Raw genomic sequence first — 24,633 nt, forward strand, 5'->3', positions numbered from 1 at the left:
CAGCCGCGGTCTTCGCAACGACGGCGCCAGCGGGGTCCCCGATGTCTCGTCGGCAAGGAGCGGCATCGCTGCCGTGGCAAGACAATCGTTGCATGGTAAGTGGGGCTTGAACGTGCTTGCCTGCGCATCACGCCGTTTCCACGGATATAGGCCTGAAAGTTTCGATGCGTCTGACCCGCGTGCTTCTTCTTCTCCCGGTGCTGGCATCGGTTCCTCACCCGGCCTGTGCGCAGTCGTTCTTCGAGGAGTTGTTCGGGATTGGGCGGGCGGCCAAGCCGCCAGTACCTCCACGGGGGGTACCCTCGGCTCCGCAGTCTCCGATGCCGGGTGCCCCCGGCGAGGGAATTCCGCCATCCGCCACCGAGGCGCCGAAGGCGCCCCCGGTTCCCCGTCAGCCCATCGTCCTCAAAGCGCCCTCCGAGGACAACCTGATGGGCCAGGAGTTGATGCTGAACGGGCTCACGGGTAGCCTGAAGCTGGAACGGGCCGGAGCGGGCACCACGGCCCGCATCGTCCTGCCGGGCAATAAGATTTCGCAGCCGGTCGAAGCCTGCAAGGTTCCGTTGAACGGGGGGGCGCCGTTGGCGGTCTCGTCGGAGGGCCGCCCGGAAGGCGTCGGCCGCTTCGAGGTCACCGGCGGCGAGTGTCCCCTTCGGTTCGATGTCCTCGATGGCGCCATCCTGGTGCAATCGATGTCCGGTCCTGTCTGCACCTTCGCAGCGGCCGATTGCGCCACGACCCCAACGGGTCTGTGGGGACCGGCTGCCGCGACGCTCGTTCCACGAGCGAGCGAGTTCGAGGCCGCACGCGGCGGTGCCGACCGGGCCGTGCGTGAGAATTACAAGCTGATCAGCCAGCGCTTGCGCGGCCCCGAGCTTCGCCCCGTGGTCACCGAACAGGCGGCCTTCTCATCGGATCGTGAGCAGATGTGCCGAACCTATGCTCGCGAAGGGGCGCATGGCTTCTGCAACCTGCGTTTCACCGAAGCGCGGGCCTTGGCACTCGCTACCCGCCTCGGGGTCAACACCAACACCGCGTCACCAAGCGCCTCGGCATCCCCGCCACGCCCGCGCCGCAAGCCGCCGGTGGAGGGCATGAATCCGGATACGGGTGGCGCTCCGTTCGCCGATCAGTAGCGCGAAGCCTTAGCTATGGCCGGCGCTCACTGACAGCATCGCGAGATCGATGCCGTTGTTGCGCAACGTGCGCTCGTACTTGGCTTCGAGAGCCGTGTGGAAGATCATGTCTGGGTCGGCCGGGCAGACCAGCCAGCCATTGGCCAGGATCTCGTTCTCGAGTTGCCCCGCCTGCCATCCCGCATAGCCAAGGGCCAAGACGGCACTGGCCGGACCGTCTCCGGCCACGATCGCCCGTAGGATGTCCACTGTCGCCGTGAGGCAGATTCCATCATCGATGATCAGCGTGGACTGATCGATATGGAAATCGTCAGTGTGGAGAACGAAGCCGCGCTTGGCATCGACCGGGCCGCCCATCAGCACGGGCATGTGCCCGACGCGCTCGCGGAGCCGGATCGCATCGGTCTCGCTCGCGATATCGAGCTGGATCAGCAGATCGGGCATACTGAGGTCAGTGACGGCCTTGTTGAGAATGATCCCCATGGCTCCGTCCGCCGAATGGGCGCAGAGATAAATGACCGACCGGGCGAAGCGTGAATCCGTCAGACCCGGCATGGCGACGAGAAACTGACCATCAAGATAGGCGGGATCGCCCGTGCGGGCCTGTGAACGCTGCATTGGCGCATGCTACGCGGGCAGGCGCCTTTGTCCAGGGCACGGCACGTTCCGCCGATGGATATCCGCCACATCGGCGGCAGTGGAAACTCGACAGGCTAACCCCTGCAAGCTAGACGATTTTTCACGGGCGGGCCCAGTGTGTCGACCGGGTACGACGCTGCGACAGTGATCAGGGATCCGAAGGTTCGGATGCCCCAGCGATCTTCAGGAGACGACGGATGACCATTCAGGTTGGCGACCACCTCCCCCAGGTCACGTTCCGCGTGAGTGGGGCGGACGGCCCGGAAGCCAAGACCACCGACGACCTCTTCAAGGGCCGCCGCGTTGTCCTCGTCGGGGTCCCCGGTGCCTTCACGCCGAGCTGTCACCGCAACCACCTGCCCGGCTTCGTGGAGAAGCAGGCCGAGATCAAGGCTCGGGGCATCGACACCATCGCGATCACCTCGGTCAACGACGTGTTCGTGCTCGATGCCTGGCAGAAGGCGAGTGGGGCCGAGGGCCTCGAGTTTCTCGCTGACGGCAATGCCGAGTTCGCGAAGGCGATGGGGCTCGATATGGACGGTGCCGGGTTCGGCCTCGGTACCCGTTCGAAGCGCTACGCCATGCTCGTCGAGGACGGTGTCGTACGTGTTCTCAACGTCGAGGACTCCCCGGCCAAGACCGAGTTGTCGGGTGCCGAGGCTCTTCTCAAAGTGATCTGACCCATGCGCCGGCGGATGCCATGGATCCGCCGGCAAGATGAGACGTCCGGGGAGGCCCTTAGGCTGACGGTCCCGGGCCGGCCCAACCGTAATCCCGCGCATCCGTCGCAGTGCGATGGAAGGTCAGCCGGAGGTCGTATTCCAGGGGATCCTTCGGCTGGACCAGAGCGCCGGTCGGCACATTGAGCCAGTCGACGAGTCGGGTCAGCATGAAGCGTAGGGCCGCGCCCCGGCACAGGATCGGCAAGGCCGTGACCTCGGCCGAAACCAAGGGGCGCACCGCCTCGTAGCCCGCGATCAGAGCCGCGCCCATGTCGCGGTGGAAGCTGCCGTCCGCCTCGAAGCACCAGGCGTTGAGGCAGATGGCCAGATCGTAAGCGAAGGCGTCGGTACAGGCGAAATAAAAGTCGATCAGCCCCGACAGTTCATCGCCGATGAAGAACACGTTGTCGGTGAAGAGGTCGGCGTGGATCACGCCGGACGGAAGACCCAAGGGCCACGACGCCTGGAGCACGGCGAGGTCACCGAGAACCCGTTCGGTCAGGCCGTGTGAAACGGTGTCCGCTTGAGGCTCCGAAAGACGGAAGAGCGGTTCCCATGCATCGACCGAGAGATTGTTGACGCGCCGCATCCCGAAATCGGCACCTGCCGCGTGCAACCCGGCGAGCGCCCGACCGAGGGCATGGCAGTGATCGACGCCGGGATGCTTCACCGAGACACCGTCGAGGAAGGTCACGATCACTGCGGGTCGGCCGCAGAGCTCACCCAGTGCAACTCCGGTGCGATCGCGGATCGGCTGTGGGCACGCGAGGCCGCGAGCGGCGAGGTGCTCCATCAGGTTGAGGAAGAACGGCAGGTCGTCCGCTCGGACGCGCTTCTCGTAGAGAGTCAGGATGAACGAGCCGCCAGTGGTGTGGAGATAGAAATTCGTATTCTCCACGCCCTCGGCGATGCCCTTGTAGGAAAGCAGCGTACCGATGTCGTAGGCCGCGAGAAAGGCGGTAAGCGCCGCGTCGGAGACCTCAGTGTAGACTGCCACGGCACGTTCGCTTGATAATTTCGGGGACGAAATGGACAGGGGCGCCGAACGGCGCCCCTGCTGAAGCTAGGTCTATCAGGAGCGCTGTCTGCCTATTCGGCAGCTTCGCTGCGCAGTTCGCGCGGCAACGGGAAGGACATGTCCTCGACCACCGTTGAAACCGTATCCACCGTCACAGTGTAGCGCGCTGCGAAGGCGTCGATGATCTCCTCCACCAGCACCTCCGGTGCCGAGGCACCAGCTGTGAGTCCGAGCTTGCGGATGCCCTCAAAGGCCGGCCAATCGATTTCCTCGGCCCGCAGCACCAAGCGGGTGATCGGGCAGCCGACGCGTTCGGCGACCTCGCGCAGGCGCTGCGAGTTCGAAGAGTTTGAGGAACCGACCACGATGACCGCATCGACGAGCGGCGCTACCTGCTTCACCGCCTCCTGGCGGTTGGTGGTGGCGTAGCAGATATCGTCCTTGTGCGGGCCGGTGATCGTCGGAAACTTCTTCTTCAGCGCCTCGACGATGTGGTGCGTGTCGTCCACCGACAGGGTCGTCTGCGTCACCCAAGCGAGGTTATCGCGGTTTTCCGGCTCCAGGGCGGCGATCTGATCGAGGTCCTCAACCAGCGTGATCGAGCCTTTCGGCAACTGGCCCATGGTGCCGACCACCTCAGGGTGACCGGAATGGCCGACGAGTAGCACGTGGCGGCCGCGCTTGTGGTGAATCTCCGCCTCGCGATGGACCTTGGTTACCAGCGGGCAAGTGGCATCGATGGTAGTGAGGCCGCGGGAATCAGCGTTGTGTGGCACCGTCTTGGCGACGCCGTGAGCCGAGAAGATTACCGGAGCAGAGCCGTCGGGAACCTCGTCGAGCTCGCGGACGAACACCGCGCCCTTCCGCTTCAGGCTCTCGACCACGTACTTGTTGTGGACGATTTCATGACGGACGTAGACCGGAGGTCCGTAGATGGCGAGTGCCCGTTCCACCACGTCGATCGCCCGCACAACACCGGCGCAGAAACCGCGCGGCGCACAGAGCAGGATCTCCAGAGGTGGCTTGCCCGTGTCACCGGAGGCGGAGGAGGTCGTCAGATTCGCGTCGCTCATGATAGCCGGGATGTGGCGAGGCGGGGACGCCCCTGTCAACCTGTCATAACGGAAAACTCCCCTGCGGGCACCTCCGGTCCGGCGAAAGCGGGTACGCGTGGCGCACAGGACCCGGAAAATTTTCCGCCAGCCTTCCGTCAACCCACCGGCTCGGATCGCGCCGCCACGCACTCGTTCAGGGCGGCCTCGAGCATGGGGATCAGACGTGGGTCGGTGCACTGGGCGACGTTAAAGCGCAGGAAACTGTTGCCGAGCGACGAGGGGCTGAAGGCGCCTCCCGGTGCGAGCACGAGTCCGCGTGCCAGGGCACGCCGGGCAACGTCTGCCGAATCGATTCCGTCCGGCAGACGCATCCACAGAAAGAACCCCCCGGACGGCTCCAGCCACGCCGTCAGTCCGCATCCTTCGAGGCGCCGAAGAGCTGGCGCCATCGCCCGTCCCAATTTCTCGCGGACCTCGGCGAGGTGCCGGCGGTACGTGCCGTCCGTCAGGAGCGCGTGCATCAGGCTCGCCGACAGGTGGCTGTTCCCCAGACTCATGGCCAGCTTGAGGTCGATCAGAGGCTCCACCCAGTCCTCGCGCAGCGCGATGAAACCGCAACGGATGGCAGCCGACAGCGTTTTTGAGAAGCTGCCGATCTGAATGACGCGCTCCAACCCGTCGAAACCGGCGAGGCGTGGAGACGGCTTTCCCTCGAAATCCCCGAAGATATCATCCTCAATGATGAGCGTATCGTGCGCCTCGGCGAGCTTCAGGATGCGATGGGTGATGGCTGGCGCCAGGGTGGAGCCGGTCGGGTTCTGAAGCGCAGAATTGATGACGTAGAAGCGCGGCCGATGCTCGGCGAGGTGCGCGGCGAGGGCAGCGAGATCAGGACCGCTCGGGGTCATCGAAACGCCGACGACCCGGGCACGCTGCGCCCGCAGGAGGCCGTGATAATTGAAGTAGCAAGGATCGTCGACCAGCACGGTATCGCCGGGTTCGAGCAGGAATCGGCAGAGCAGGTCGAGAGCCTGCGTCGCCGAGTCGACCAGCACCACCTGATCGGCGCCGGCCTCGACCCCCTTCTCCGCCAGCCGCCGGGCGATCTGGGCGCGTAAGGGTGGAAAGCCGAGGGGCTGATCGTGTGAGACCAGGTTGGTTGCTGAACCGCGTGCGAGCTGACGAAGGCCGCGCCGAATCGCCTCATCGGGCATCCAGGACGACGGCAGCCAGCCGGAGCCCGGCATCACGAGGTCCGGGCCGGCCTGCATGGATTGCCGGGTGATCCAGAGTGGATCCACGGCTCGGTCGAGCTGCAGTCCCACCGCCTTGAGGCAGAGCGGGCGGGTCTTGCCCGCCACGTAGAACCCCGAACCGCGCCGCGCCACGATCGCGCCCTCGGCCCCGAGCCGGTCGTAGGCCTCGACGACAGTGGACTTCGAGACTCCCATGGCTTCAGCGAAGGCGCGGACCGAGGGGAGGCGTGCGCCGGGCATGAGCTGGCGGCTGTCGATCCGATCCGTGATCGCCCCCGCCACCGTCTCGACCAAAGAGCGCTTCGACGAGGGGAACGTCTTCATCTGTCCTGATCCTTGTCCCGGACAATTCATCCCAACCGTACTGGACTGTCCCTGTCGTGCCCATCCTCTTCCACGCAGAGTCGCGGCATCGCCACGCGCTTCGAACAAAGGACGCGCATCATGGACGGCTTCCGTACGACCATCGCTGGGCCTGTCACCGCTGGTAGGACCCGGACCGTCATGGCGGTGGCTACGGCGCGGTTGGGCGCCATATTCGCCGCTGCGGCTTCCGGAATTTCCCGCTCTGCGATCAATCGGCGGGTCGTCCGACAGCTATCGGTGATGTCGGATCGCGAACTCCGGGACATCGGGCTCAGCCGCCAGGACGTACTGGATTCCGAGATCCTGCCGCTTGAAGGCGATGCGTCGAGTTTCCTGATCGGCCGCCGAAACGAGCGCCGGGCGGGCCGGCGCGTTCCGCGCGGAGAATGGCCGCCGCGATGCGACTGACGCCGGATCCAGGAAGGTGCCGATTCGCACTGTGGGAGACCCTTCGGGTTGTTTGCGGGGAGCTTCCTCCTTCCCCTAACGTGACGGCTGGGCTCCCGCTGGTTAAGACGGACCCGCCTGGCACGCTTGGATCGTTCCGAGCGGGGTCGGCCATCGCCGTCTTGGATTCGCATCCAACCTCGGATTTTCATGGCAAGCGCCACGACCCACGTCAGCTTCCTGCCTCCCGTGCTGACGTTCCTGTCGGCGGCGGTGATCGGCGTGCCGATCTTCCGCCTCATCGGTCAGAGCGCCGTGCTCGGCTACCTCGTCGCCGGTGTGGTCATCGGGCCCTTCGGTTTCTCGCTGATCGCGGAGCCCGAGACGGCGGCGAGCGTCGCCGAACTCGGCGTTGTGCTGCTGCTCTTCATCGTCGGGCTCGAACTCCAGATCTCGCGACTCGTCTCGATGCGACGGGACATCTTCGGCCTCGGCACTGCCCAGCTCGTCGTCTGCTCGGCAGCTCTGGCAGGCGTCGGAATCCTGATGGGGGCCAAGCCCTCGGCGAGCCTCGTGATCGGCATCGCGCTCGCCCTCTCGGCCACAGCCGTCGCGCTCCAATTGCTGGAAGAGCGCGGCGATATGGGGACGCCCTATGGCGGGCGGGCCTTCGCGGTGCTGCTGTTTCAGGACATCTCCGTGGTCGCGATCCTGGCGCTGATGCCGCTGGTCGCCTCATCCGGCACGGGCGGCGGCGATGGATGGCTCCTTTCAGCCCTGCAATCCACCGGTACGGTGGGCGCGGCGATCCTTGCCGTGGTGTTGGTCGGGCGCTACGGCCTCAATCCGTTCTTCGGCCTCTTGGCGGCCAGTGGCGCCCGCGAGGTCATGACGGCCGCGGCCCTTCTCGTGGTGCTCGGCACCGCAATGCTGATGGAGCATGTCGGCCTGTCGATGGCGATGGGCGCATTTCTGGCAGGCGTGCTTCTGGCCGAGTCCAACTTCCGCCATCAGCTTGAGGCCGACATCGAGCCGTTCCGCGGCATGCTGCTCGGCCTGTTCTTCATGAGCGTGGGCATGTCGATCGATGGCGGCTTGCTCAAGGCCGAATGGCCGACCCTGCTGGGGGCAACAGCCGGTGCGATCCTGCTCAAGGTCGCTGTGGTGGCGGGCCTGTTCCGCCTGTTCGGCTCGCCCTGGCTCGATGCGGTGCGCGGTGGAGCCATCCTGGCGCCGGCGGGAGAATTCGCCTTCGTGCTGTTGCCGGCGGGCGGCGAACTCGGCCTCGTGGATTCTGCGAGCACACGCTTTGCGGTGGCGCTCGCGGCACTGACCATGCTGGTCGGTCCAGTGGCGGCGAAGGCTCTGGACGCCCTGCTTGCCCGACGTCCCGAAGGGCCCGAGGCGCTGCCGGAGGCCATCGAGAGCACCGAGGCCCGCGTCCTCGTCATCGGCTTCGGCCGCTTCGGACAGATTCTCACACAGGTGCTGCTCGCCGAGGGCATCAGCGTCACGGTGATCGACAAGGACGTGGAGCAGATCCGCAGTGCCGCCCGTTTCGGATTCCGCATCTATTACGGAGACGGGACCCGCCTCGATGTGCTGCGCGCCGCCGGCATCGGCCGGGCCGAACTCGTCTGCATCTGCGTCGACGACAGTGAGGCCGCCCTGAAGATCGTCGATATCGTCCACGAGGAATTCGCGAGCGTGCGCACCTATGTGCGGGCCTTCGATCGCATGCATGCGGTCGAGCTGATGAACCGGGACGTCGACTTCCAGCTCCGAGAAACGGTCGACTCCGCCCTCGCCTTCGGTCGGGCGACCCTGGAAGGTCTCGGTCTCGACACGGAGGCGGCCGCCGCCACCGCCGAGGACGTGCGCAAGCGCGACGTCGCTCGCCTCGTACTTCAGCAGGCGGGCGCGCTGCCGGACACCATGAGCTGGGCCCGCGGCCTCAATGAGATCAAGCCGGAGCCGCTGACGGAGCCGAAGCGGCCTTCCCGTGCACTCAATGCGGAGACGCGCGACATCATTGGATCCCAGAGGCAAGAGGCGGCGACCCGCACCCTCGAGACCGATGAAGCCTTCCAGAGTCGGCAGCAGGAATCCCGGACGGATGCCTGAGGTGACATCCGGATCGGCGCGGTTCGTCGAGGGATCCATTCTGCGCCACGTGGTGACCATGAGCGCCACTGGTTCAATCGGACTGATGGCGATCTTCGTCGTCGACTTCCTGTCCTTGCTCTACGTCTCCAAGCTCGGAGAGCCGACGCTGACGGCGGCGGTGGGCTTTGCCACCATCGTCCAGTTCTTCGCCATCGCCATCAATATCGGCCTCATGATCGCGGCTGGTGCTCTCGTTTCGCGAGCCATTGGGGCCGGTGATGAGGAGGGCGCGCGGCGCCTCGCCACCTCCGGGACCCTCCAGGGAATTGTCGTCTCCGGCGTCCTCGTCGTGGCGATGCTGCCATGCCTGCCTACCTTCCTGGGTTGGATCGGTGCCGACGCCGAGACTCTTCCGGTGGCGACACGCTTTCTCTGGATCACGCTGCCCTCCAACCTGCTGATGGGGCCTGGCATGATGTTCTCCGGCCTGCTGCGAGCGGTCGGGGCTGCGCGTCAGGCCATGTACGTGACCCTTGGCGGCGCCATCGTCACCGCCGGACTCGACCCACTGCTGATCTTCGGTGCTGGCCTCGGCGTTGACGGGGCGGCCATCACGACCTGCTTTGCCCGCGCCACCTTTGCGATCATCGGCCTGTGGGGTGTGCGTCAGCATCGGATGCTCGCGCGACCGAAGCTCGCCGACGTCATCGCGGACGCGCCCGTCGTGATGCGGATCGCCCTGCCGGCGGTATTGACGAATCTCGCGCCCTCGGTGGCGAGCGCCTTCATCGCCCACGCGCTCGCGCAATTCGGCGCAGTCGCGGTGGCTGGCAACGTGGTGGTCGACCGCCTGACTCCGGTGGCGTTCGGCGGCCTCTTCGCCATGTCTGGCTCGATTGGACCGATCCTGGGTCAGAACTGGGGTGCGGCCCGGTTCGATCGCATGCGCGGCGTTCTGCGCGATGGCACGCTGGTCACCGCCGTCTACGTTCTGGTGGTCTGGACAGCCCTGATCCTGGGAGCCGACCCTCTGACACGCCTCTTTGCGCTTGAGGGCGTTGCGGCCGACCTGTTCGGGTTCTTCTGTCTCGTTAGTGGTGGCGTCTGGTTCTTCACCGGGCTGCTGTTCCTGGCCAACGCCTCCTTCAACAATCTCGGGTTCCCATTCTATTCCACCGCCCTGAACTGGGGACGCGCCACCCTGGGCACCGTACCGCCGGCCCTCATCGGCGCGCATTTCTACGGTCCCAAAGGCGTCATTGCCGGGGTCGGCCTCGGCTCCGTCCTGTTCGGTCTCGCCGGGATCGCCCTTGCCTTCCGCACCGTCGTCACCTTGGAGCGACGGGCCGGTGTCGTGCTCTCCACGACTAAGGCTGTGGAGGACCCGAATGTCGGCACGGAGGCCACCCGCGCCGCCGCACCGGCGCAGTCCGGCGCCCTGATCTGAATTCTGCCGCCGGGGAGACCTATCCGCGAGCCGGGTTTCAGGATCGTGCTGGATCCGTCCCCTTGAGCGAACGCTTCGGGGTGTACGAACCCTCTCCGATGGAGAAATGTGGGGCCGCTACCGAGGTTGACCTTCGCGAGATTTCGGATGAGGCGGTGGCAGCCGCGTCCGTACGATGTCGCGGAGGGAGTCCAGCGTCGATGTCGTCACCCCCCTGGGTCCTCTGTGACACCAGCCTCATTCCCGGTAGTTCCGCTCCGCTGAATCTCCTGCGCCAGGGAGACGCCTACTCGATCCAGGTCGGGAAAGCGGAACTCATGACGAACCTCGATCGCGGCTCGGAGCAGGCCCTCGCGACCATCCCCTGTGAACGACTCGCTGGTCGCGCGGCGCCACGCATCCTGATCGGCGGACTCGGCATGGGCTTCACCCTGCGCGCTGCCCTGAATGCCCTCGGACCGGACGCGAAGATCGTGGTCGCCGAACTGATCCCGGCTGTCGTCGCCTGGGCACGAGGTCCCCTCGCCCATCTCTTCGGTGACAGTCTCGACGACTCACGAGTCGAGATCGTCGAGACCGACGTCAATCGCCTGATCCAATCGGGACCCGAGCGCTTCGATGCAATTCTGCTGGATGTCGATAACGGTCCGTCCGGCATGACACGACGGGAGAACGACCGCCTGTACGATGCCTGGGGTTTGAAGCGGGCACACTACGCCCTTCGGAGCGACGGCATCCTCGCAGTCTGGTCCGGTAAACCCGACCGACGTTTCAAGGCGCGCCTACGCCTGCATGGCTTTGCCGTCGATGAATTCCGCATCCGCGCGAACGGCGGGGCTGACGGACCGCGCCACGTTCTCTGGATGGCGACGCGCCCCGTTGCCCCGCTGCGGTTCGCGTCGCTGGGTAGCAGGCCTTAAGCTCGATGGCCCCGGCCTCGAGTCAGTAGCTGTAGTTGCGGCGCGCTGGTCCCTGGGACGGCCCATAACCCGCGCCGCGGGGCTCCACGCGTGAACCGTAATCGATGTCGCGTTGCCGCTTCGCCTGACGGTTCGCCAGATATCGGCCGCCGAGGCAGCCCGCGACCGCCCCGACGACCCCACGTTCGGCGAGGTAGTGGCCGGCGATTCCGCCGATGATCGCGCCCTTGATGCAGCCCTTGGCTTCGGCCGCTCCAACGCTGCCAAAGGTGAGGAGGGCGAGGGCCGACGCTGTCGCAATGATCCGCATGTTCAATCTCCCGGCTGATGCGTCGAGGAAACCGTCCCACACCGCGCCCGTTCCGATCGGAAGACGCGGATCCGGTAAATTCCCGATGCGATCTCCTCCGGGCGTCCTGCGCGTAAGAAACTGCGTTCTTAATCCATCAGTATCGTCATTTCTTGGATCTGTGTCTCATTCGCAGCAGGCAGGATCAACGCGGGCGTGTCTAAGGTCATGACGAGGGTCCGCCAGTCATCATGTCGGGGGACGAAGCAGGATCTTGCCTGATGACTGGGAGTTGCGTGCGTCCAATCATACCCATCATGGGTATGGTCCTGGCTCTATCGTCGACAGTCGTTGGCGCCGCTGAAATGGACGATCCCGCAACCGCTAAACCATCGGTCTGGGCATCGAAGGATGGCCGGTCAGCGCCCTCCCGAAAGGGGACCCCACCGCAGAAAAAGCCATTGGGCCACCAGGATGCCAAGGCGGACAAGGAGACACGGGACGGTAAGGGCGGCGGTGACGACGGTAAGTCTCAGGATGTCGACACCGAGCATCTCTTCGGCTTTACGGAAGGCTCCGATGCCGGTGAGAAGGGCGAGCAGGAGGTCGTCGTGGATACGATTTCCCGCCTGGGCAAGCGGCTATCGGGCCCCGGCGGAGGCCACTACCGCGTCCTCGACACCAAGCTCGGCTACCAGTTCGATCCGATCGACCGCCTGAGCATCGAGTTCGGCGCGTTCGGCACCTTTCGTCAGGTCCGCAACATCGTCGATCTCGACGACAAGTCCTACGGAACGTTCGACGGCGTCTCCGTCGAGGTGAAGTACCAGTTCCTGAAGGGCGACAAGGATCAGCCCCTCGGGCTCGCGCTTGAGCTTCGTCCGCGTTTCGCCCGCGTCCTGCCCATCGAGGGAAATGGTGCCGACATCTTCGACATGGAGACCGTGCTCCAGCTCGATCTGCAACTCGTGCCGAACAAGCTCTGGTACGGCAGCAACATCAGCTTCGAGCCGGCGGCCGGTCGCCAGCGCGGCCCGGACGCCCCGGGCTACCGCTCATCGACCTTCCTCTGGTCGAACGCCCTGGTCGCCCGCGTTGGGGAGACTACCTATCTCGGGCCCGAGATCCGCTACTTGCGGGGCTACAACGGCACGTTTCTCAATGACTTGGAGAGTGAGGCCCTGTTCGTCGGCCCTGCCCTGCACCACCGCTTCACCGAAAAGATCTGGCTCACGGTGGCGTATGCCGGACAGGTCTGGGGCCGCGATGCCGACCCGAGCCTGGCCGGTCGCGCGCTCGGCCTGAACCAGTTCGAGCGGCACACCGTCCGGGTGAAGTTCGGCATGGAGTTCTGAGCGCCGGGTGCGGAAAGTCTGCCGCCTCAGTTCGTCAGCTGCATCTGCTTGCGCAGGCTCTTGTCGAAGAGGTGGGCGGGGGCGAATCGGCGAAGCAGACTGATCTGGCGCGCGACCTTGCCGGCGGTGTAGCGGCGCCGCGGCACGGATGCCTCGGCCGCGGCGAGCACGGCGTCGGCCACGATCTCCGGCGCGTCGGCGGTCACCATGGCCGCCCGCATCGTCCGGTCGGCACCGGCCCGGGCCTCGATGTACAGGTCGAGCTGGGCATCGGGAACGAGAAGGTTCTGGTCGAAGGCCGTGCGGGTATAGGCCGGCTCGACCAAGACGACGCGGATACCCTGACTGCGGACCTCGTGGTCGAGCGATTCCGAATAGCCTTCCACCGCGTGCTTGCTGGCAGCGTAGAGCGCCATGTAGGGGGCCGGAATCAGACCGAGCACGGAACTGATGTTGATGATGCGGCCGTTCTTCTGCGCGCGCATCGTCGGAATGACCGCGCGGATCGCCCGGATCACGCCGAACAGGTTCACGTCGAACAGGTCCTGTGCCTGGGCGATCGAGGATTCCTCGGCCCCGCCGCTGATGCCGAAGCCGGCATTGTTGACGAGGAGGTCGATCCGGCCGGTCTCGTCCAGCACCGTCTTCACCATCGCGGCGACCGACGCCTCGTCGGTCAGATCGCAGGTCAGGAGGGTGCCGGCATCGCCGAGGACGGCGCTGCTGCGTCGGCTCGTCCCGAACACGCGATAGCCGGCCTTGTGGAGGGCACGGACGCTGGCGAGACCGATGCCGGAGGAGGCTCCGGTGACGATGGCCGTCTTTCGAACGGCTTGCTCGCGAATGGCTTGGCTCATGACCCTCTCCCAGCGGGTCCGATCCACCGGCCCGTCCCCTTTTAAATGACGATCTAAATTTAAAATGGCAAGCGGATGGGCGTGCCGTGGCACACGCGCATCGTTGGTATTACAGCGGCAAAAACGGCTTTCCGTTTCGCAACGCGGGCGAAGGACGTGTCGAGGTCACAAGGGCGTCGTCGAGAACGCGCGCGACGTGACGTGCGGTGAGGCCGAGGCCGTCGTGGATCTGATGGCGGCAGCTCGTGCCGTCGGCGACCACGAGATCGTCCGGGCCGGCTTGGCGCAGGGCCGGGAACAGTGACAGCTCGGCCATGGCCAGGGACACGTCGATGGTCTCGGCGCCGTAGCCGAAGGCGCCGGCCATGCCGCAGCAGCTCGACTCGATCGGGCGGACGTCGAGACCGGGCACCGCCCGCAGGACCGTCTCCACCGCACCCATGGCCGCGAAGGCCTTCTGGTGGCAATGGCCGTGGAGATGGGCGACCCGGCCGCCCTGGTCGGCGAGCGGCAGGTCGATCCGACCGGCCTTGAGGTCGGCGGCGAGCAGTTCCTCGAACAGGACGCTCGCGCGCCCGAGTTCGGCGGCGTCGGGGCCGGGCAGGAGCGAGGCGAACTCGTCACGGAAGGTCAGCAGGCAGGACGGCTCGAGGCCGACGATCCGGGCGCCGGAACGGACATAGGGCAGCAGCGCGCTCAGCGTCCGCCGGGCCTCGGCCCGGGCCCGGTCGGTCTGGCCCGAGGCGAGGTAGGTCCGTCCGCAGCAGAGGGGGCGGCGACCGCGATGGGGGAAGACCCGGTGCAGGCGGTAGCCGGCGGCGACCAGCACCCGCTCGGCCGCCTCCAGGTTCTCGCGCTCGAAGGCCCGGTTGAAGGTGTCGCCGAACAGGACGACGTCGCGAAAATCGCCGGTGACGTCGGCGGGATGGGCGGGCTCGCCCGATTCGCGCCAGGGCCGGCGCCATTGCGGCAGGGTCCGGCGGGCCGAGAGGCCGACCCAGCGCTCGGACAGGCGGGCCAGGGCCGGCAGGCGGTCGCGCAGGTTGAGAAGCGGCGCCAGCCGCGCCGCCGTGCCGGCGTAGAGCGGGAGGGCCGCCACCAGGCGCTCCTTCAGCGGCAGGCCGTGCCGGGCGTGGTAATGGTGCAGGAACTCGATCTTCATCTTGGCCATGTCGACGCCGGTGGGGCATTCGCGCCGGCAGGCCTTGCAGGAGACGCAGAGGTCCAGGGTCCGCTTCATCTCCGGGCTGGTGAAGGCGTCCGGCCCGAGCTGGCCCGAGATGGCGAGCCGCAGGGAGTTGGCCCGGCCCCGGGTCAGGTGCTGTTCCTCCTTGGTGACGCGGTAGGACGGGCACATGGCGCCGCCGGCGAGCTTCCGGCAGGTGCCGTTGCTGTTGCACATCTCGACGGCGGGGCCAAAGCCGCCCCAATCGGACCAGTCGAGGGCGGGTACGGTGGGCTCGGTCACGGCGTAGCCCGGCTGGAAGCGCAGCAGCGAGCGGTCGTCCATGCGCAGCGGCCGGACGATCTTGCCGGGGTTGAGGCGGTTGTCCGGGTCGAAGCCGTCCTTCACCGCCTCGAAGGCGCGGGTCAGGCGCGCCCCGAACATCGGCGCGATGTATTCCGAGCGCGAGATGCCGTCGCCGTGCTCGCCTGAATAGGAGCCCTTGAAGCGGCGCACGGCGGCGCTCGCCTCCTCGGCGATGGCCCGCATCTTGGCGACGTCGCCGCCCTGCTTCATGTCGAGGATCGGGCGCACGTGCAGGCAGCCCACCGAGGCATGGGCGTACCAGGTGCCGCGGGTGCCGTGCCGAGTGAACACCTCGGTGACGGCGTCGGTATAGTCGGCCAGATGCTCCAGGGGCACCGCGCAGTCCTCGATGAAGGAGACCGGCTTGGCGTCGCCCTTCATCGACATCATGATGTTGAGGCAGGCCTCGCGCACCTCCCAGACCGACTTCTGCCGGACGGGCTCGGGCACCTTCACCACGGCGTTCCGGAAGCCGTGGTCGCTCATGCAGGCGTCGAGGCGCACGAGGTCGGCCAGCAGCGCGTCGCGGTCGTCGCCGGCGAATTCCACCAGCAACAGGCAGTTCGGCGTGCCGCGGGTGATGTCGGCGAGCGTCGTGCGGAACAGCGGGATGTCGGCCCCGAGGACCAGCACGTTGTTGTCGACGAGTTCCACCGCCACGGGATCGAGGTCGACCAGCGCCTTCGTGGTTTCCATGGCGGCGCGGAAGGACGGGAAGTGGCAGACGCCCATGACCCGGTGGGCGGGCAGCCGGGAGAGCTTCAGGGTGACGCCGGTGGTGGCCGCCAGGGTGCCCTCGGAGCCGACGAGGAGGTGGGCGAGGTTCGGCCGCGCCTCGATCAGGGCATCGAGGTTGTAGCCGCCGACCCGCCGCTGCACCCGCGGATACCGGGCCAGGATCTCGTCGCGCTCCGCCTCGGCGAGCGCGCGCATCGTGGCGGCGAGGTGCGTGGCCCGGTCCGGGCCCGTGACCCCGGTGCTGTCGTGGCCCGTGAGACTGAAGCCGAAGGCGGTGCCGTCGGGGAACAGCGCCTCCATGGCCAGGACGTTGTCGCTCATCTTGCCGAAGCGGAGCGAGCGCGCGCCGCAGGAATTGTTGCCGGCCATGCCGCCGATGGTGCAGCGGGTGGCGGTGGAGGGCTCGACGGGGAAGAACCAGCCGTCCGCCTTCACCCGGGTGTTCAGGCGTTCCAGCACCATGCCGGGCTCGACGGTGATGGTGCCCGCTTGCGGATCGTAGGCGGTGATGCCGTTGAAGTGGCGCGAGCAATCGACCACGAGGCCGTGCCCGATCGGCTGGCCGTTCTGTGAGGTACCGCCGCCGCGCAGGATGACGGGCACGTCGTGCTCGGCGGCGATCTTCAGGGTCGCGGCGATGTCGGCGGCCGAGCGCGGCAGCACCACGCCGGCCGGCACGATCTGGTAGATCGAGGCGTCAGTGGCGTAGCGTCCCCGGGTGAAGGGATCGAAGCGGGCCTCGCCCTGCAGGGCCTCGGCCAGCCGCCGGGCGAGCCCGGCATTCAGTCGAGTGGCCGCGCGGGGCGTGCGGTTCGCCGCCCGCGGCGTGGTCGATGGCTCAGCCGTGGCGGTCATGCGTCATCGTCCTCGCGTTGCGGATGGGCATCCGGATCGGAATGCCGGGCTGCGGCCGCCGGATGGGGTAGCGGTCTCGGTCGCCGGAGCTAAGATACCGGTGATATTTTGAATGCAAACGGGCTTGCAAGATGATCGACCTGTTCAGCGACACCCAGACGCGGCCCACGACGGGGATGCGGGACGCCATGGCGCGGGCCGAGGTGGGGGATGAGCAGTCGGATTCCGACCCCACGACCCTGGCGCTCTGCGAACGGGTGGCGGACCTGCTCGGCCAGGAGGCGGGCGTCTTCATGCCGTCCGGCACGATGTGCAATCTCGTGGCGATCCTGGTGCAGACCCGGCCCGGCGACGAGATCATCGTCGACGACCAGTCCCACATCTACAACACCGAGGCCGCCGGCTCGGCCGCCATCGGCGGCGTCTCCGTGATGGCCCTGAAGACCCCGGCGGGTGTCTACACGCCCGAGGCCTTCGCGGCGGCCATCCGCCCGTCCGCCCGCACGGCGCCGCGCTCCGCCCTGGTCTCGATCGAGCAGACGACGAGCTTCTCCGGCGGTTCGGTCTGGGCGCTCCCGGACATGCGGCGCATCCGCGACATCGCCCATGAGCGGGGCCTGCGGGCGCATATCGACGGGGCCCGTCTCCTCAATGCGGTGGCGGCCACCGGCATCGCCGCGAAGGACTACGCCCAGGGCTTCGACAGCGCCTGGATCGATCTCAGCAAGGGCCTCGGCTGCCCGGTCGGGGCCGTCCTGTGCGGGACGCGGGCGTTCATTGCCGAGGCCTGGCGCTGGAAGTACCGCCTGGGCGGAGCCATGCGCCAGTCCGGGATCCTGGCGGCCGCCGGCCTCTACGCCCTCGATCACCACGTCGACCAGCTCGTCCGCGACAACGCCCACGCGGCCCTGCTGCGCGACCGGATCGCGGGGGCGCCCGGCCTCGCCATCGACGAAGGTGCGGCCCAGTCCAACATCCTGTGCTTCTCGGTGGAGCCCCTCGGCGTCACGGCCGCCGCCTTCGCCCAGGCCTGCCTCGCAGAAGGTGTCCGGGTGCGGGCGATCGGAGCCCATCAGATCCGCGCCACGACCCATCTCGAGGTGGACGAGCCCAGCATCCTGCGAGCGGCCGAGGTGATCCGCGCCGAGGCCGAGCGCCTGTCGGCGCGCGCCGGCTGATCGGCTTCGCCGAGATCCGGCGAAGGATTCGGCGTGGACCCCATCGTGGCCATCAGGCACCGGCCGTCGCGGTCTCCCGCACGGCGGCCGCGCGGCGCTTGTTGCGCAGGTGACGGAACAGGATGTCGCTGAGCTCCGGTCCCGCCCGGCGCCGCAGGGCGTCGAGGATCTCCTCGTGCTCGCGCATGGCCTCGCCCCAGCGGTCGCGGTCCTTGTCGAGATTGGCCGCGTAGCGCACCCGGCGCAGGCGCCCGGCGAAATTCGCGTAGGTCGTCCGCAGGGGCTCGTTGTCGGCGGCCTCCACGATCCGGTCGTGGATCGCCTGGTTGCCGGCAAAGTAACCGTGCAGGTCGCGGCGGAGATAGGCCGCGTACATTTCGTGGTGCAGGCGTTCGATCTCGGCAAAGCCCGCCTCGGTGATCTTCTCGCAGGCGAGGCGACCGGCCAGGGCCTCGAGACCGCCCATGACGTCGAACAATGCCACCATCTCGTCGGGGCCGAGCTGGCGGACCCGCGCGCCCCGGTTCGGCAGCAGGTCGATCAGCCCCTCGGAGGCCAGCACCTTCAGGGCTTCCCGCAGGGGGGTGCGCGAGATGCCGAAGCGTTCGCAGAGGAGCCGTTCTGGCACGCGCGCCCCGGGGGCGAGGTTGCCCTCGACCACGTAGTCGCGAAGCTGCGCCAGCAAGGTCCCGTGCAGCGAGGCGACCCCCGCGCCCGCGATCCGGGGCGGGGATGCAGCCTCCGGGTCGACCGCGGAATCCGGGACGGAATCGAGCATCATCGTTCCAGAAATATCAGCCGGTCGCGCCGCGGTCGAGGGCGATCGAGCGCAAAATAATGCTTGTGTCGCGCAAAAATGAATGCAAATTTTTGGTCGATTCAACCGGACGCGGATCGTATCGACGACAATCCAGCGCTGCTCGCCCTTCGACGCGACCGTGCTGCCCCCGTCCCGCGACCTGCCAGCTTCGTCTGGCGCACCTCAAAGCCTGCGAGGCCCCCATGACGACACGGACCGGACGCCATTTCCTGCACATCCCGGGCCCGAGCCCGGTGCCCGAGCGCGTCCTGCGCGCCATGGACATGCCGGTGATCGACCATCGCGGTCCCGATTTCGCCAAGCTCGGGCGGGCGGTGCTGGAGGGCGCGCAGGCCGTGTTCCAGACCCGCGCGCCGGTGATCCTGTATCCCGGCTCGGGCACCGGGGCCTGGGAGGCCGCCATCGTCAACACCCTCTCGGCCGGCGACCGGGTGCTGATGTTCGAGACCGGCCACTTCGCCACCCTGTGGCGCCAGATGGCGGCCCGCTGGGGCATCGAGGTCGAGTTCGTGCCGGGCGACTGGCGCCGGGGCGTCGATCCGGCCAGGGTCGAGGCGATCCTGGCCGAGGACCGGGCGAAGTCGATCAAGGCCGTGATGGTGGTCCACAACGAGACCTCGACCGGCGTCACCAGCCGCATCGCCGAGATCCGCAAGGCCATCGACCGGGCCCATCATCCGGCCCTCTTCCTCGTCGACACCATCTCGGGCCTCGGCTCGGCCGAGTACGCCCACGATTCCTGGGGCGTCGACGTCTCGGTGAGCTGCTCGCAGAAGGGCTTGATGCTGCCCCCCGGCCTCGGCCTCGTCGCGCTCTCGGACAAGGCGCTCGCCGCCACCAAGACCGCCACCCTGCCACGCTCCTACTGGGACTGGCAGGAGATGCTGAAGCCGAACGCGGCGGGCTACTTCCCCTACACGCCGGCGACCAACCTGCTCTACGGCCTGCGCGAGGCCATCGCCATCCTGAGGGAGGAGGGCCTGCCCCAGGTCTTCGCCCGTCACCAGCGCCTCGCCGCCGCGACCCGCGCCGCCGTGGAGGCCTGGGGCCTCGAGGTCCTGTGCCAGGAGCCGTCGGAGTACTCGCCGGTGCTCACCGCCGTGGTGATGCCGGAGGGCCATGACGCCGACGCCCTGCGCACCCTGATCCTGGAGAAGTACGACCTGTCCCTCGGCACCGGCCTTGCGAAGGTCGCCGGCAAGGTCTTCCGCATCGGCCATCTCGGCGAGACCAACGACCTCATGCTGATGGCCGCCCTGTCCGGCGTCGAGATGGGCCTGAAGGCCGGTGCCGTGCCCCACACCCGCGGCGGCGTGCTGGCCGCCATGGATGCCCTGCGTTCCGGGCTGGACGATTGAGGAGCCACCTCCGGCGGACCCGACGGATCGGGGTCTGACAGACCGTCATTCCGGGGCGCCGAAGGCGAGCCCGGAATCCTGATCCGCCGACGGTGCCGGACGCGATGAACCCTGCGGTTCTGGATCCCGGGCTCCGCTGCGCGGCCCCGGGATGACCGAGTGCCAAAGGCGAAACCCTCGGAGAAACGAAGACCCGACGCCCTCATCACACCACCCCGACGCACCCCCACAAACAGCCCGGCGATCAGACCGGGCGGGAGGACGCGTTCAACCGGAGGAAACCCCGATGACGCCAGATCAAGGACGCATGACCGCGTCAGGACCAGCGAAAAGACGCGTCTCCGCGTCGAACATGGTCCTGTTCCTGCTCTGCCTGATGTACTTCGTCACCTATCTCGACCGGGTGAACATCGCGACGGCGGGCGGCGAGATCATGAAGGATCTCGGGCTTTCGAACACCCAGTTCGGCCTGATCCTGTCCGCCTTCGCCTATCCCTACGCCATCTTCCAGGTCATCGGCGGCTCGGTGGGCGACAAGTTCGGCGCCCGGCGCACGCTCCTGGTCTGCGGCCTGATCTGGGCTTCGGCCACGATCCTCACCGGCCTCGTCGGCGGTCTGATCAGCCTGTTCCTCGCCCGCGTGCTGCTGGGCTTCGGCGAGGGCGCGACCTTCCCCACCGCCACCCGCGCCATGCAGAACTGGACGGCGCCGGGCAAGCGCGGCTTCGCGCAGGGCATCACCCACGCCTTCGCCCGGCTCGGCAACGCGGTGGCACCGCCCATCGTGGCCGTGCTGATCTACCATGTGGGCTGGCGCCTCGGCTTCGTCGTCCTGGGCGTGGCGAGCTTCGCCTGGGTCGTGGTCTGGTACCTGTATTTCCGCGACGATCCGAAGGACCATCCGGCGATCACCCCGGAGGAACTGGCCGTCCTGCCGCCGCCGAGCAAGGTCGGCGCCAAGCAGAACATTCCCTGGAGCCGCCTGACCCTGCGCATGCTGCCGGTGACGCTGACCTACTTCTGCTACGGCTGGACCCTGTGGCTGTTCCTCGGCTGGCTGCCGAGCTTCTTCAAGCTCAATTACGGCCTCGACCTGAAGAACTCGGCCCTGTTCGCCTCGGGCGTGTTCTTCGCCGGCGTCGTCGGCGACACCCTCGGCGGCGTCTTCAGCGACCGCATCCTGAAGAAGACCGGCAACCTCAAGCTCGCCCGCCTGAGCGTCATCGTGGTCGGCTTCCTCGGCGCGGCGGCGAGCCTCGCCGGCGTGTTCTTCACCCGCGACCTGACCCTGGTGGCGCTGCTGCTGAGCTCGGGCTTCTTCTTCGCCGAGCTGGTCATCGGCCCGATCTGGTCGGTGCCGATGGACATCGCGCCGAAATATTCGGGCACGGCGGCCGGCCTGATGAACACCGGCTCGGCGGTGGCGGCGATCATCTCGCCGATCGTCTTCGGGATGATCGTCGACATGACGGGAAGCTGGACCCTGCCCTTCGCCGGTTCCGTCGGCCTCTGCCTGCTCGGCGCCGGCCTCGCCTTCACCATGCACCCCGAGCGTCCGTTCGTGGAGGAGCCCGCGGTGCCGCTGGGACGGGCCGTCCCGGCGGAATAGCGCTGGATCCCACCCTCCCCCGCAGAGGGGGAGGGTTACGCGAGCAACACAGGAGCCGAGCACGATGGACGAACCCGTGCACGACACATCCCGCCCCAGTTCCCGTCCCCTGCCCCTGGCGGGCCTGCGCGTCCTCGACGTGACGCAGGTGATGGCGGGGCCGGTCTGCAGCATGCTGCTCGCCGATCTCGGGGCGGACGTGATCAAGATCGAGCCGCCCGGCACCGGCGACCAGACCCGGGGCGCCATGGGATTCAAGATGAAGGGGCCCGACAGCATGGGCTTTCTCAACATGAATCGGAACAAGCGCAGCCTCGCCCTCAACCTGAAGAGTCCGGCGGGCCGCGACCTCCTCCTCGACATGGCCGAGACCGCCGACATCGTGGTCGAGAACTACCGCCCCGGCGTGATGGCCCGGCTCGGCCTCGGCTACGACGCGATGCGGGCGCGCAACCGCGGCCTGATCTACGCCAGCATCTCGGGCTTCGGGCAGACCGGCCCCTGGGCCAAGCGCCCTGGCTACGACCTCATGGCCCAGGCGATGTCCGGCGTCATGAGCGTCACCGGCCATCCCGGCGGGCCGCCCGTGAAGGCCGGCGTGCCGGTGGCCGATATCGGCTGCGCGCTGTTCGCGGTCTACGGCATCCTCAGCGCCTATATCGGCCGGCAGGCCAGCGGCGAGGGCCAGTACATCGACGCGTCGCTGTTCGATTCGGCGCTGGCCTTCTCGATCTGGGATACGAGCGAGTACTGGGGCACCGGCCGGACCCCGGAGCCCCTGGGCACGGCCAACCGCATGAGCGCGCCCTACCAGGCGGTGCGGGCGGCGGACGGCTACTTCGTCATGGGGGCGACGAACCAGAAGCTCTGGCGCCTGCTCTGCGACGTGCTCGGCCGGGAGGATCTGCTGGCCGACGACCGCTTCGGCGACATCGCCGGGCGCCTCGCCCACCGCGAGGTCCTGATCGCCGAGCTGGAGACGAGTTTCGCCGCCAAGACCGCCGAGGAGTGGGTGGCCGATCTGCTGGCCGCCGGCATCCCGGCCGGGCGCATGAACACCTATCCGGAGGCCTTCGAGAGCGAGCACGGCCGCCACCGCCAGATGCGCATCGAGGTGCCCCATCCGATCGAGGGCAACGTGCCGAACATCGGCTTCCCGGTGAAGCTCTCGGGCACGCCGGCCCAGGTCCGCCGCCACGCGCCGCTCCTGGGCGAGCACGCCGACGAGATCCTGTCGGAGCTCGGCCTGTCCGAGGCGGCGGTCGAGCGCCTGCGCGCAGAGGGGGCCTTCGCCGCATGAGCGCGACCACCGACGCGGGGGCCGTCCGCTACCGGGTCGAGGGCGGCGTCGCCCACCTCACCTTCGACCGGCCGGCCGCCCGCAACGCCCTCACCTTCGCGATGTACGACGCCCTGGCGGAGAACCTCGCGCGCATCGAGGCGGACCCGTCCGTGCGCGTCGCCGTGCTGCGGGGCGCCGGCGGTCAGGCCTTCGTGGCCGGCACGGACATCGAGCAGTTCGTCGGCTTCACGGGCGCGGACGGCGTCGCCTACGAGGCCCGCATCGAGGGCTACGTCGCAGGGCTGGAGCGCTGCCGCGTGCCGACCGTGGCGGTGATCGAGGGCTGGGCGGTGGGCGGCGGCCTCGCCATCGCCAATGCCTGCGACCTCCGGGTGGCGCAGGCCGGGGCCCGCTTCGGGGTCCCCATCGCCCGGACCCTGGGCAACTGCCTCTCGCCGGCCAACCTGCGCCGGCTCACTGCGACGTTGGGCCAGGGCCTCGTCACCCGCATGATGCTGCTGGCCGAGATGCCCACCGCCGAGTCCCTGGCGCCGCTGGGCTACCTCGCCGCTGTGGCGGAACCCGATCGTCTCGACGCCGAGGTGGCGGCGCTCTGCGCGCGCCTGCTCGGACATGCCCCCGTGACCATGCGGGTCACCCGCGCGATGCTGCGCCGCCTGGAGCGGGACCCGCAGGCCGAGGCGACGGACCTCATCGCGGAATGCTACGGCAGCCGCGACTTCGCGGCCGGGGTCGAGGCCTTCCTGGCCAAGCGGCCCGCGGCCTGGACCGGCACCTGAGCGAGGACGCCGCATGACCCTCTACGCCCTCGGCCCGCATCGGCCGCAGCTCGCCGACGCGGACAGCACCTGGATCGCCCCGGGGGCCCACGTGATCGGGCGCGTCCATCTCGGCCGCGAGGTCTCGATCTGGTTCGGCGCCGTCCTGCGCGGCGACAACGACGAGATCCGGATCGGCGACCGCACCAACATCCAGGACGGGGCGGTGCTGCATGCCGATCCCGGCTTTCCCCTGCACCTCGGAGACGATGTCACCGTCGGGCATCGTGCCATCGTGCATGGCTGCACCGGGGCCGGCAGCCTCGTCGGCATGGGGGCCACGATCCTGAACGGCGCCCGCATCGGTCGCAATTGCCTGATCGGTGCCAATGCGCTGGTGACCGAGGGCAAGGCGTTTCCCGACAACAGCCTCATCGTCGGCGCTCCCGCCAGGGCCGTGCGTACGCTCGACGCGGAGAGCGCGGAGCGCCTGACGCAGACCGCCGGAAACTACGTCGCCAACGGCCGCCGCTTCCGCCAGGATCTGCGCGAGCTTCCCTGAGGCACCTGACCGAGGCCGTCGCCGAACCGGCGCGGCCATCGCCGGCCTGACCGGTGGATCACAGGTCGAACGATCGCGGGGAACGGTCGACGAATCCGCCCTGCCCGATCCGCTCGTCGCCCGAATCGGCCGCTTCGGCGCAATCTCGGCACCGGCCCGGGACCCGCCGATACCCGAACGTCGTGTGCGCCCGCGTGCAGGCGCCCCGTCGGTCGAGAAGACGTCTGCACATCGTGCCGTTCGGAAGAGGTTCGATCATGCGCGTGAATATGATTTCGCGAGAACGATAAGTATCGACGCAAACATAGGCGTATTGACCATGCGCGAAGATTGCCTACCGTTATCCAGGGCAGGTGCTGCGCCGGACC

At 67.8% G+C, this 24,633-nt stretch carries 21 protein-coding genes; 13 read left to right on the plus strand and 8 right to left on the minus strand.

The genetic code is table 11. The annotated features are described in order from the left end of the window. Positions 1–320 precede the first annotated feature (320 nt). Entirely contained in the window at positions 321–1,136 is an 816-nt protein-coding gene (locus ASG51_RS09685; protein WP_347379732.1) for a hypothetical protein, read from the plus strand. Between the two features lie 9 nt (positions 1,137–1,145). On the opposite strand, the gene ASG51_RS09690 is transcribed toward ASG51_RS09685, so the two are convergent. Continuing rightward, on the minus strand, positions 1,146–1,754 hold the full coding sequence (locus tag ASG51_RS09690; RefSeq protein ID WP_056213748.1) for a YqgE/AlgH family protein: 609 nt from the start codon (positions 1,752–1,754) through the stop codon (positions 1,146–1,148). Positions 1,755–1,972: 218 nt separating this feature from the next. Here ASG51_RS09690 and ASG51_RS09695 point away from each other — a divergent pair, with 218 nt between their 5' ends. Further along, on the plus strand, positions 1,973–2,455 hold the full coding sequence (locus tag ASG51_RS09695) for a peroxiredoxin (protein WP_056351505.1): 483 nt from the start codon (positions 1,973–1,975) through the stop codon (positions 2,453–2,455). A 58-nt stretch (positions 2,456–2,513) separates the two neighbouring features. Here ASG51_RS09695 and ASG51_RS09700 read toward each other — a convergent pair whose 3' ends face one another. The 3 genes from ASG51_RS09700 to ASG51_RS09710 all read right to left on the minus strand — a co-directional run bounded on the left by ASG51_RS09700 (position 2,514) and on the right by ASG51_RS09710 (position 6,150). Continuing rightward, the gene (locus ASG51_RS09700; protein WP_056380479.1) at positions 2,514–3,494 is read right to left on the minus strand and encodes a homoserine kinase; all 981 of its coding nucleotides are present in this window, start codon (positions 3,492–3,494) and stop codon (positions 2,514–2,516) included. A 92-nt stretch (positions 3,495–3,586) separates the two neighbouring features. Beyond that, positions 3,587–4,588: a 4-hydroxy-3-methylbut-2-enyl diphosphate reductase gene (gene ispH / locus ASG51_RS09705; protein ID WP_056213754.1), complete on the minus strand. Its 1,002-nt coding sequence runs from the start codon at positions 4,586–4,588 to the stop codon at positions 3,587–3,589. A 137-nt stretch (positions 4,589–4,725) separates the two neighbouring features. Next, the gene (locus ASG51_RS09710; RefSeq protein ID WP_056380481.1) at positions 4,726–6,150 is read right to left on the minus strand and encodes a PLP-dependent aminotransferase family protein; all 1,425 of its coding nucleotides are present in this window, start codon (positions 6,148–6,150) and stop codon (positions 4,726–4,728) included. 180 nt (positions 6,151–6,330) lie between these two features. Between ASG51_RS09710 and ASG51_RS23325 the strand changes: the two genes are divergently transcribed. The 4 genes from ASG51_RS23325 to ASG51_RS09725 all read left to right on the plus strand — a co-directional run bounded on the left by ASG51_RS23325 (position 6,331) and on the right by ASG51_RS09725 (position 11,052). Continuing rightward, the gene (locus tag ASG51_RS23325) at positions 6,331–6,600 is read left to right on the plus strand and encodes a DUF1127 domain-containing protein (protein ID WP_082513967.1); all 270 of its coding nucleotides are present in this window, start codon (positions 6,331–6,333) and stop codon (positions 6,598–6,600) included. 189 nt (positions 6,601–6,789) lie between these two features. After that, entirely contained in the window at positions 6,790–8,703 is a 1,914-nt protein-coding gene (locus ASG51_RS09715; protein ID WP_056380483.1) for a monovalent cation:proton antiporter-2 (CPA2) family protein, read from the plus strand. Continuing rightward, complete coding sequence (locus ASG51_RS09720) at positions 8,696–10,132, plus strand: MATE family efflux transporter (protein ID WP_200941334.1); 1,437 nt, start codon at positions 8,696–8,698, stop codon at positions 10,130–10,132. Before ASG51_RS09715 ends, ASG51_RS09720 begins: the two co-directional genes overlap by 8 nt. Before the next feature lie 200 nt (positions 10,133–10,332). After that, positions 10,333–11,052 (plus strand): hypothetical protein, encoded by a 720-nt coding sequence (locus ASG51_RS09725; RefSeq protein WP_056380488.1) that lies wholly within the window; start codon positions 10,333–10,335, stop codon positions 11,050–11,052. Positions 11,053–11,074: 22 nt separating this feature from the next. Here the strand turns inward: ASG51_RS09725 and ASG51_RS09730 are convergent, their stop codons facing one another. After that, positions 11,075–11,362, minus strand: coding sequence for a hypothetical protein (locus tag ASG51_RS09730; protein ID WP_056213765.1), 288 nt, complete (start codon positions 11,360–11,362; stop codon positions 11,075–11,077). 440 nt (positions 11,363–11,802) lie between these two features. On the opposite strand from ASG51_RS09730, the gene ASG51_RS09735 reads away from it, so the two are divergent. After that, entirely contained in the window at positions 11,803–12,696 is an 894-nt protein-coding gene (locus tag ASG51_RS09735) for a hypothetical protein (RefSeq protein ID WP_244480109.1), read from the plus strand. Between the two features lie 26 nt (positions 12,697–12,722). Here ASG51_RS09735 and ASG51_RS09740 read toward each other — a convergent pair whose 3' ends face one another. Continuing rightward, positions 12,723–13,553: an oxidoreductase gene (locus tag ASG51_RS09740; protein WP_056380492.1), complete on the minus strand. Its 831-nt coding sequence runs from the start codon at positions 13,551–13,553 to the stop codon at positions 12,723–12,725. Positions 13,554–13,662: 109 nt separating this feature from the next. Beyond that, positions 13,663–16,677: an FAD-binding and (Fe-S)-binding domain-containing protein gene (locus ASG51_RS09745; RefSeq protein WP_056380495.1), complete on the minus strand. Its 3,015-nt coding sequence runs from the start codon at positions 16,675–16,677 to the stop codon at positions 13,663–13,665. Between the two features lie 131 nt (positions 16,678–16,808). Here ASG51_RS09745 and ASG51_RS09750 point away from each other — a divergent pair, with 131 nt between their 5' ends. Continuing rightward, positions 16,809–17,855, plus strand: coding sequence for a threonine aldolase family protein (locus ASG51_RS09750; RefSeq protein WP_056380496.1), 1,047 nt, complete (start codon positions 16,809–16,811; stop codon positions 17,853–17,855). A 52-nt stretch (positions 17,856–17,907) separates the two neighbouring features. On the opposite strand, the gene ASG51_RS09755 is transcribed toward ASG51_RS09750, so the two are convergent. After that, on the minus strand, positions 17,908–18,636 hold the full coding sequence (locus ASG51_RS09755; RefSeq protein WP_056380498.1) for a GntR family transcriptional regulator: 729 nt from the start codon (positions 18,634–18,636) through the stop codon (positions 17,908–17,910). 221 nt (positions 18,637–18,857) lie between these two features. Between ASG51_RS09755 and ASG51_RS09760 the strand changes: the two genes are divergently transcribed. The 5 genes from ASG51_RS09760 to ASG51_RS09780 all read left to right on the plus strand — a co-directional run bounded on the left by ASG51_RS09760 (position 18,858) and on the right by ASG51_RS09780 (position 24,265). After that, positions 18,858–20,033 carry an aminotransferase class V-fold PLP-dependent enzyme gene (locus ASG51_RS09760; RefSeq protein ID WP_056213781.1) on the plus strand — a complete coding sequence of 392 codons (1,176 nt, stop codon included), beginning with the start codon at positions 18,858–18,860 and terminating at the stop codon, positions 20,031–20,033. Positions 20,034–20,340: 307 nt separating this feature from the next. Next, positions 20,341–21,642 (plus strand): MFS transporter, encoded by a 1,302-nt coding sequence (locus ASG51_RS09765; protein ID WP_056213782.1) that lies wholly within the window; start codon positions 20,341–20,343, stop codon positions 21,640–21,642. Positions 21,643–21,706: 64 nt separating this feature from the next. Next, entirely contained in the window at positions 21,707–22,942 is a 1,236-nt protein-coding gene (locus ASG51_RS09770) for a CoA transferase (RefSeq protein WP_056380500.1), read from the plus strand. Next, positions 22,939–23,724 carry an enoyl-CoA hydratase gene (locus ASG51_RS09775; protein WP_056380502.1) on the plus strand — a complete coding sequence of 262 codons (786 nt, stop codon included), beginning with the start codon at positions 22,939–22,941 and terminating at the stop codon, positions 23,722–23,724. Before ASG51_RS09770 ends, ASG51_RS09775 begins: the two co-directional genes overlap by 4 nt. Positions 23,725–23,737: 13 nt before the next feature. Further along, complete coding sequence (locus tag ASG51_RS09780; protein WP_056380505.1) at positions 23,738–24,265, plus strand: gamma carbonic anhydrase family protein; 528 nt, start codon at positions 23,738–23,740, stop codon at positions 24,263–24,265. The last annotated feature ends 368 nt before the right edge of the window (positions 24,266–24,633 follow it).

This window comes from Methylobacterium sp. Leaf465 (genome assembly GCF_001424705.1).
In the GTDB taxonomy this organism is placed as follows: Bacteria; Pseudomonadota; Alphaproteobacteria; order Rhizobiales; family Beijerinckiaceae; genus Methylobacterium.

Bases quoted from the DNA above. Each gene is read 5' to 3' on its own strand.
- ASG51_RS09725 (WP_056380488.1), top strand. From the start codon at position 10,333: ATGTCGTCACCCCCCTGGGTCCTCTGTGACACCAGCCTCATTCCCGGT.
- ASG51_RS09765 (WP_056213782.1), top strand. From the start codon at position 20,341: ATGACCGCGTCAGGACCAGCGAAAAGACGCGTCTCCGCGTCGAACATG.
- ASG51_RS09730 (WP_056213765.1), bottom strand. From the start codon at position 11,362: ATGCGGATCATTGCGACAGCGTCGGCCCTCGCCCTCCTCACCTTTGGC.
- ASG51_RS09780 (WP_056380505.1), top strand. From the start codon at position 23,738: ATGACCCTCTACGCCCTCGGCCCGCATCGGCCGCAGCTCGCCGACGCG.
- ASG51_RS09685 (WP_347379732.1), top strand. From the start codon at position 321: ATGCCGGGTGCCCCCGGCGAGGGAATTCCGCCATCCGCCACCGAGGCG.
- ASG51_RS09750 (WP_056380496.1), top strand. From the start codon at position 16,809: ATGATCGACCTGTTCAGCGACACCCAGACGCGGCCCACGACGGGGATG.
- ASG51_RS09710 (WP_056380481.1), bottom strand. From the start codon at position 6,150: ATGAAGACGTTCCCCTCGTCGAAGCGCTCTTTGGTCGAGACGGTGGCG.
- ASG51_RS09740 (WP_056380492.1), bottom strand. From the start codon at position 13,553: ATGAGCCAAGCCATTCGCGAGCAAGCCGTTCGAAAGACGGCCATCGTC.
- ASG51_RS09745 (WP_056380495.1), bottom strand. From the start codon at position 16,677: ATGACCGCCACGGCTGAGCCATCGACCACGCCGCGGGCGGCGAACCGC.
- ASG51_RS09695 (WP_056351505.1), top strand. From the start codon at position 1,973: ATGACCATTCAGGTTGGCGACCACCTCCCCCAGGTCACGTTCCGCGTG.
- ASG51_RS09720 (WP_200941334.1), top strand. From the start codon at position 8,696: ATGCCTGAGGTGACATCCGGATCGGCGCGGTTCGTCGAGGGATCCATT.
- ASG51_RS09760 (WP_056213781.1), top strand. From the start codon at position 18,858: ATGACGACACGGACCGGACGCCATTTCCTGCACATCCCGGGCCCGAGC.
- ASG51_RS09690 (WP_056213748.1), bottom strand. From the start codon at position 1,754: ATGCAGCGTTCACAGGCCCGCACGGGCGATCCCGCCTATCTTGATGGT.
- ASG51_RS09770 (WP_056380500.1), top strand. From the start codon at position 21,707: ATGGACGAACCCGTGCACGACACATCCCGCCCCAGTTCCCGTCCCCTG.
- ASG51_RS23325 (WP_082513967.1), top strand. From the start codon at position 6,331: ATGGCGGTGGCTACGGCGCGGTTGGGCGCCATATTCGCCGCTGCGGCT.
- ASG51_RS09715 (WP_056380483.1), top strand. From the start codon at position 6,790: ATGGCAAGCGCCACGACCCACGTCAGCTTCCTGCCTCCCGTGCTGACG.
- ASG51_RS09755 (WP_056380498.1), bottom strand. From the start codon at position 18,636: ATGATGCTCGATTCCGTCCCGGATTCCGCGGTCGACCCGGAGGCTGCA.
- ASG51_RS09775 (WP_056380502.1), top strand. From the start codon at position 22,939: ATGAGCGCGACCACCGACGCGGGGGCCGTCCGCTACCGGGTCGAGGGC.
- ispH (WP_056213754.1), bottom strand. From the start codon at position 4,588: ATGAGCGACGCGAATCTGACGACCTCCTCCGCCTCCGGTGACACGGGC.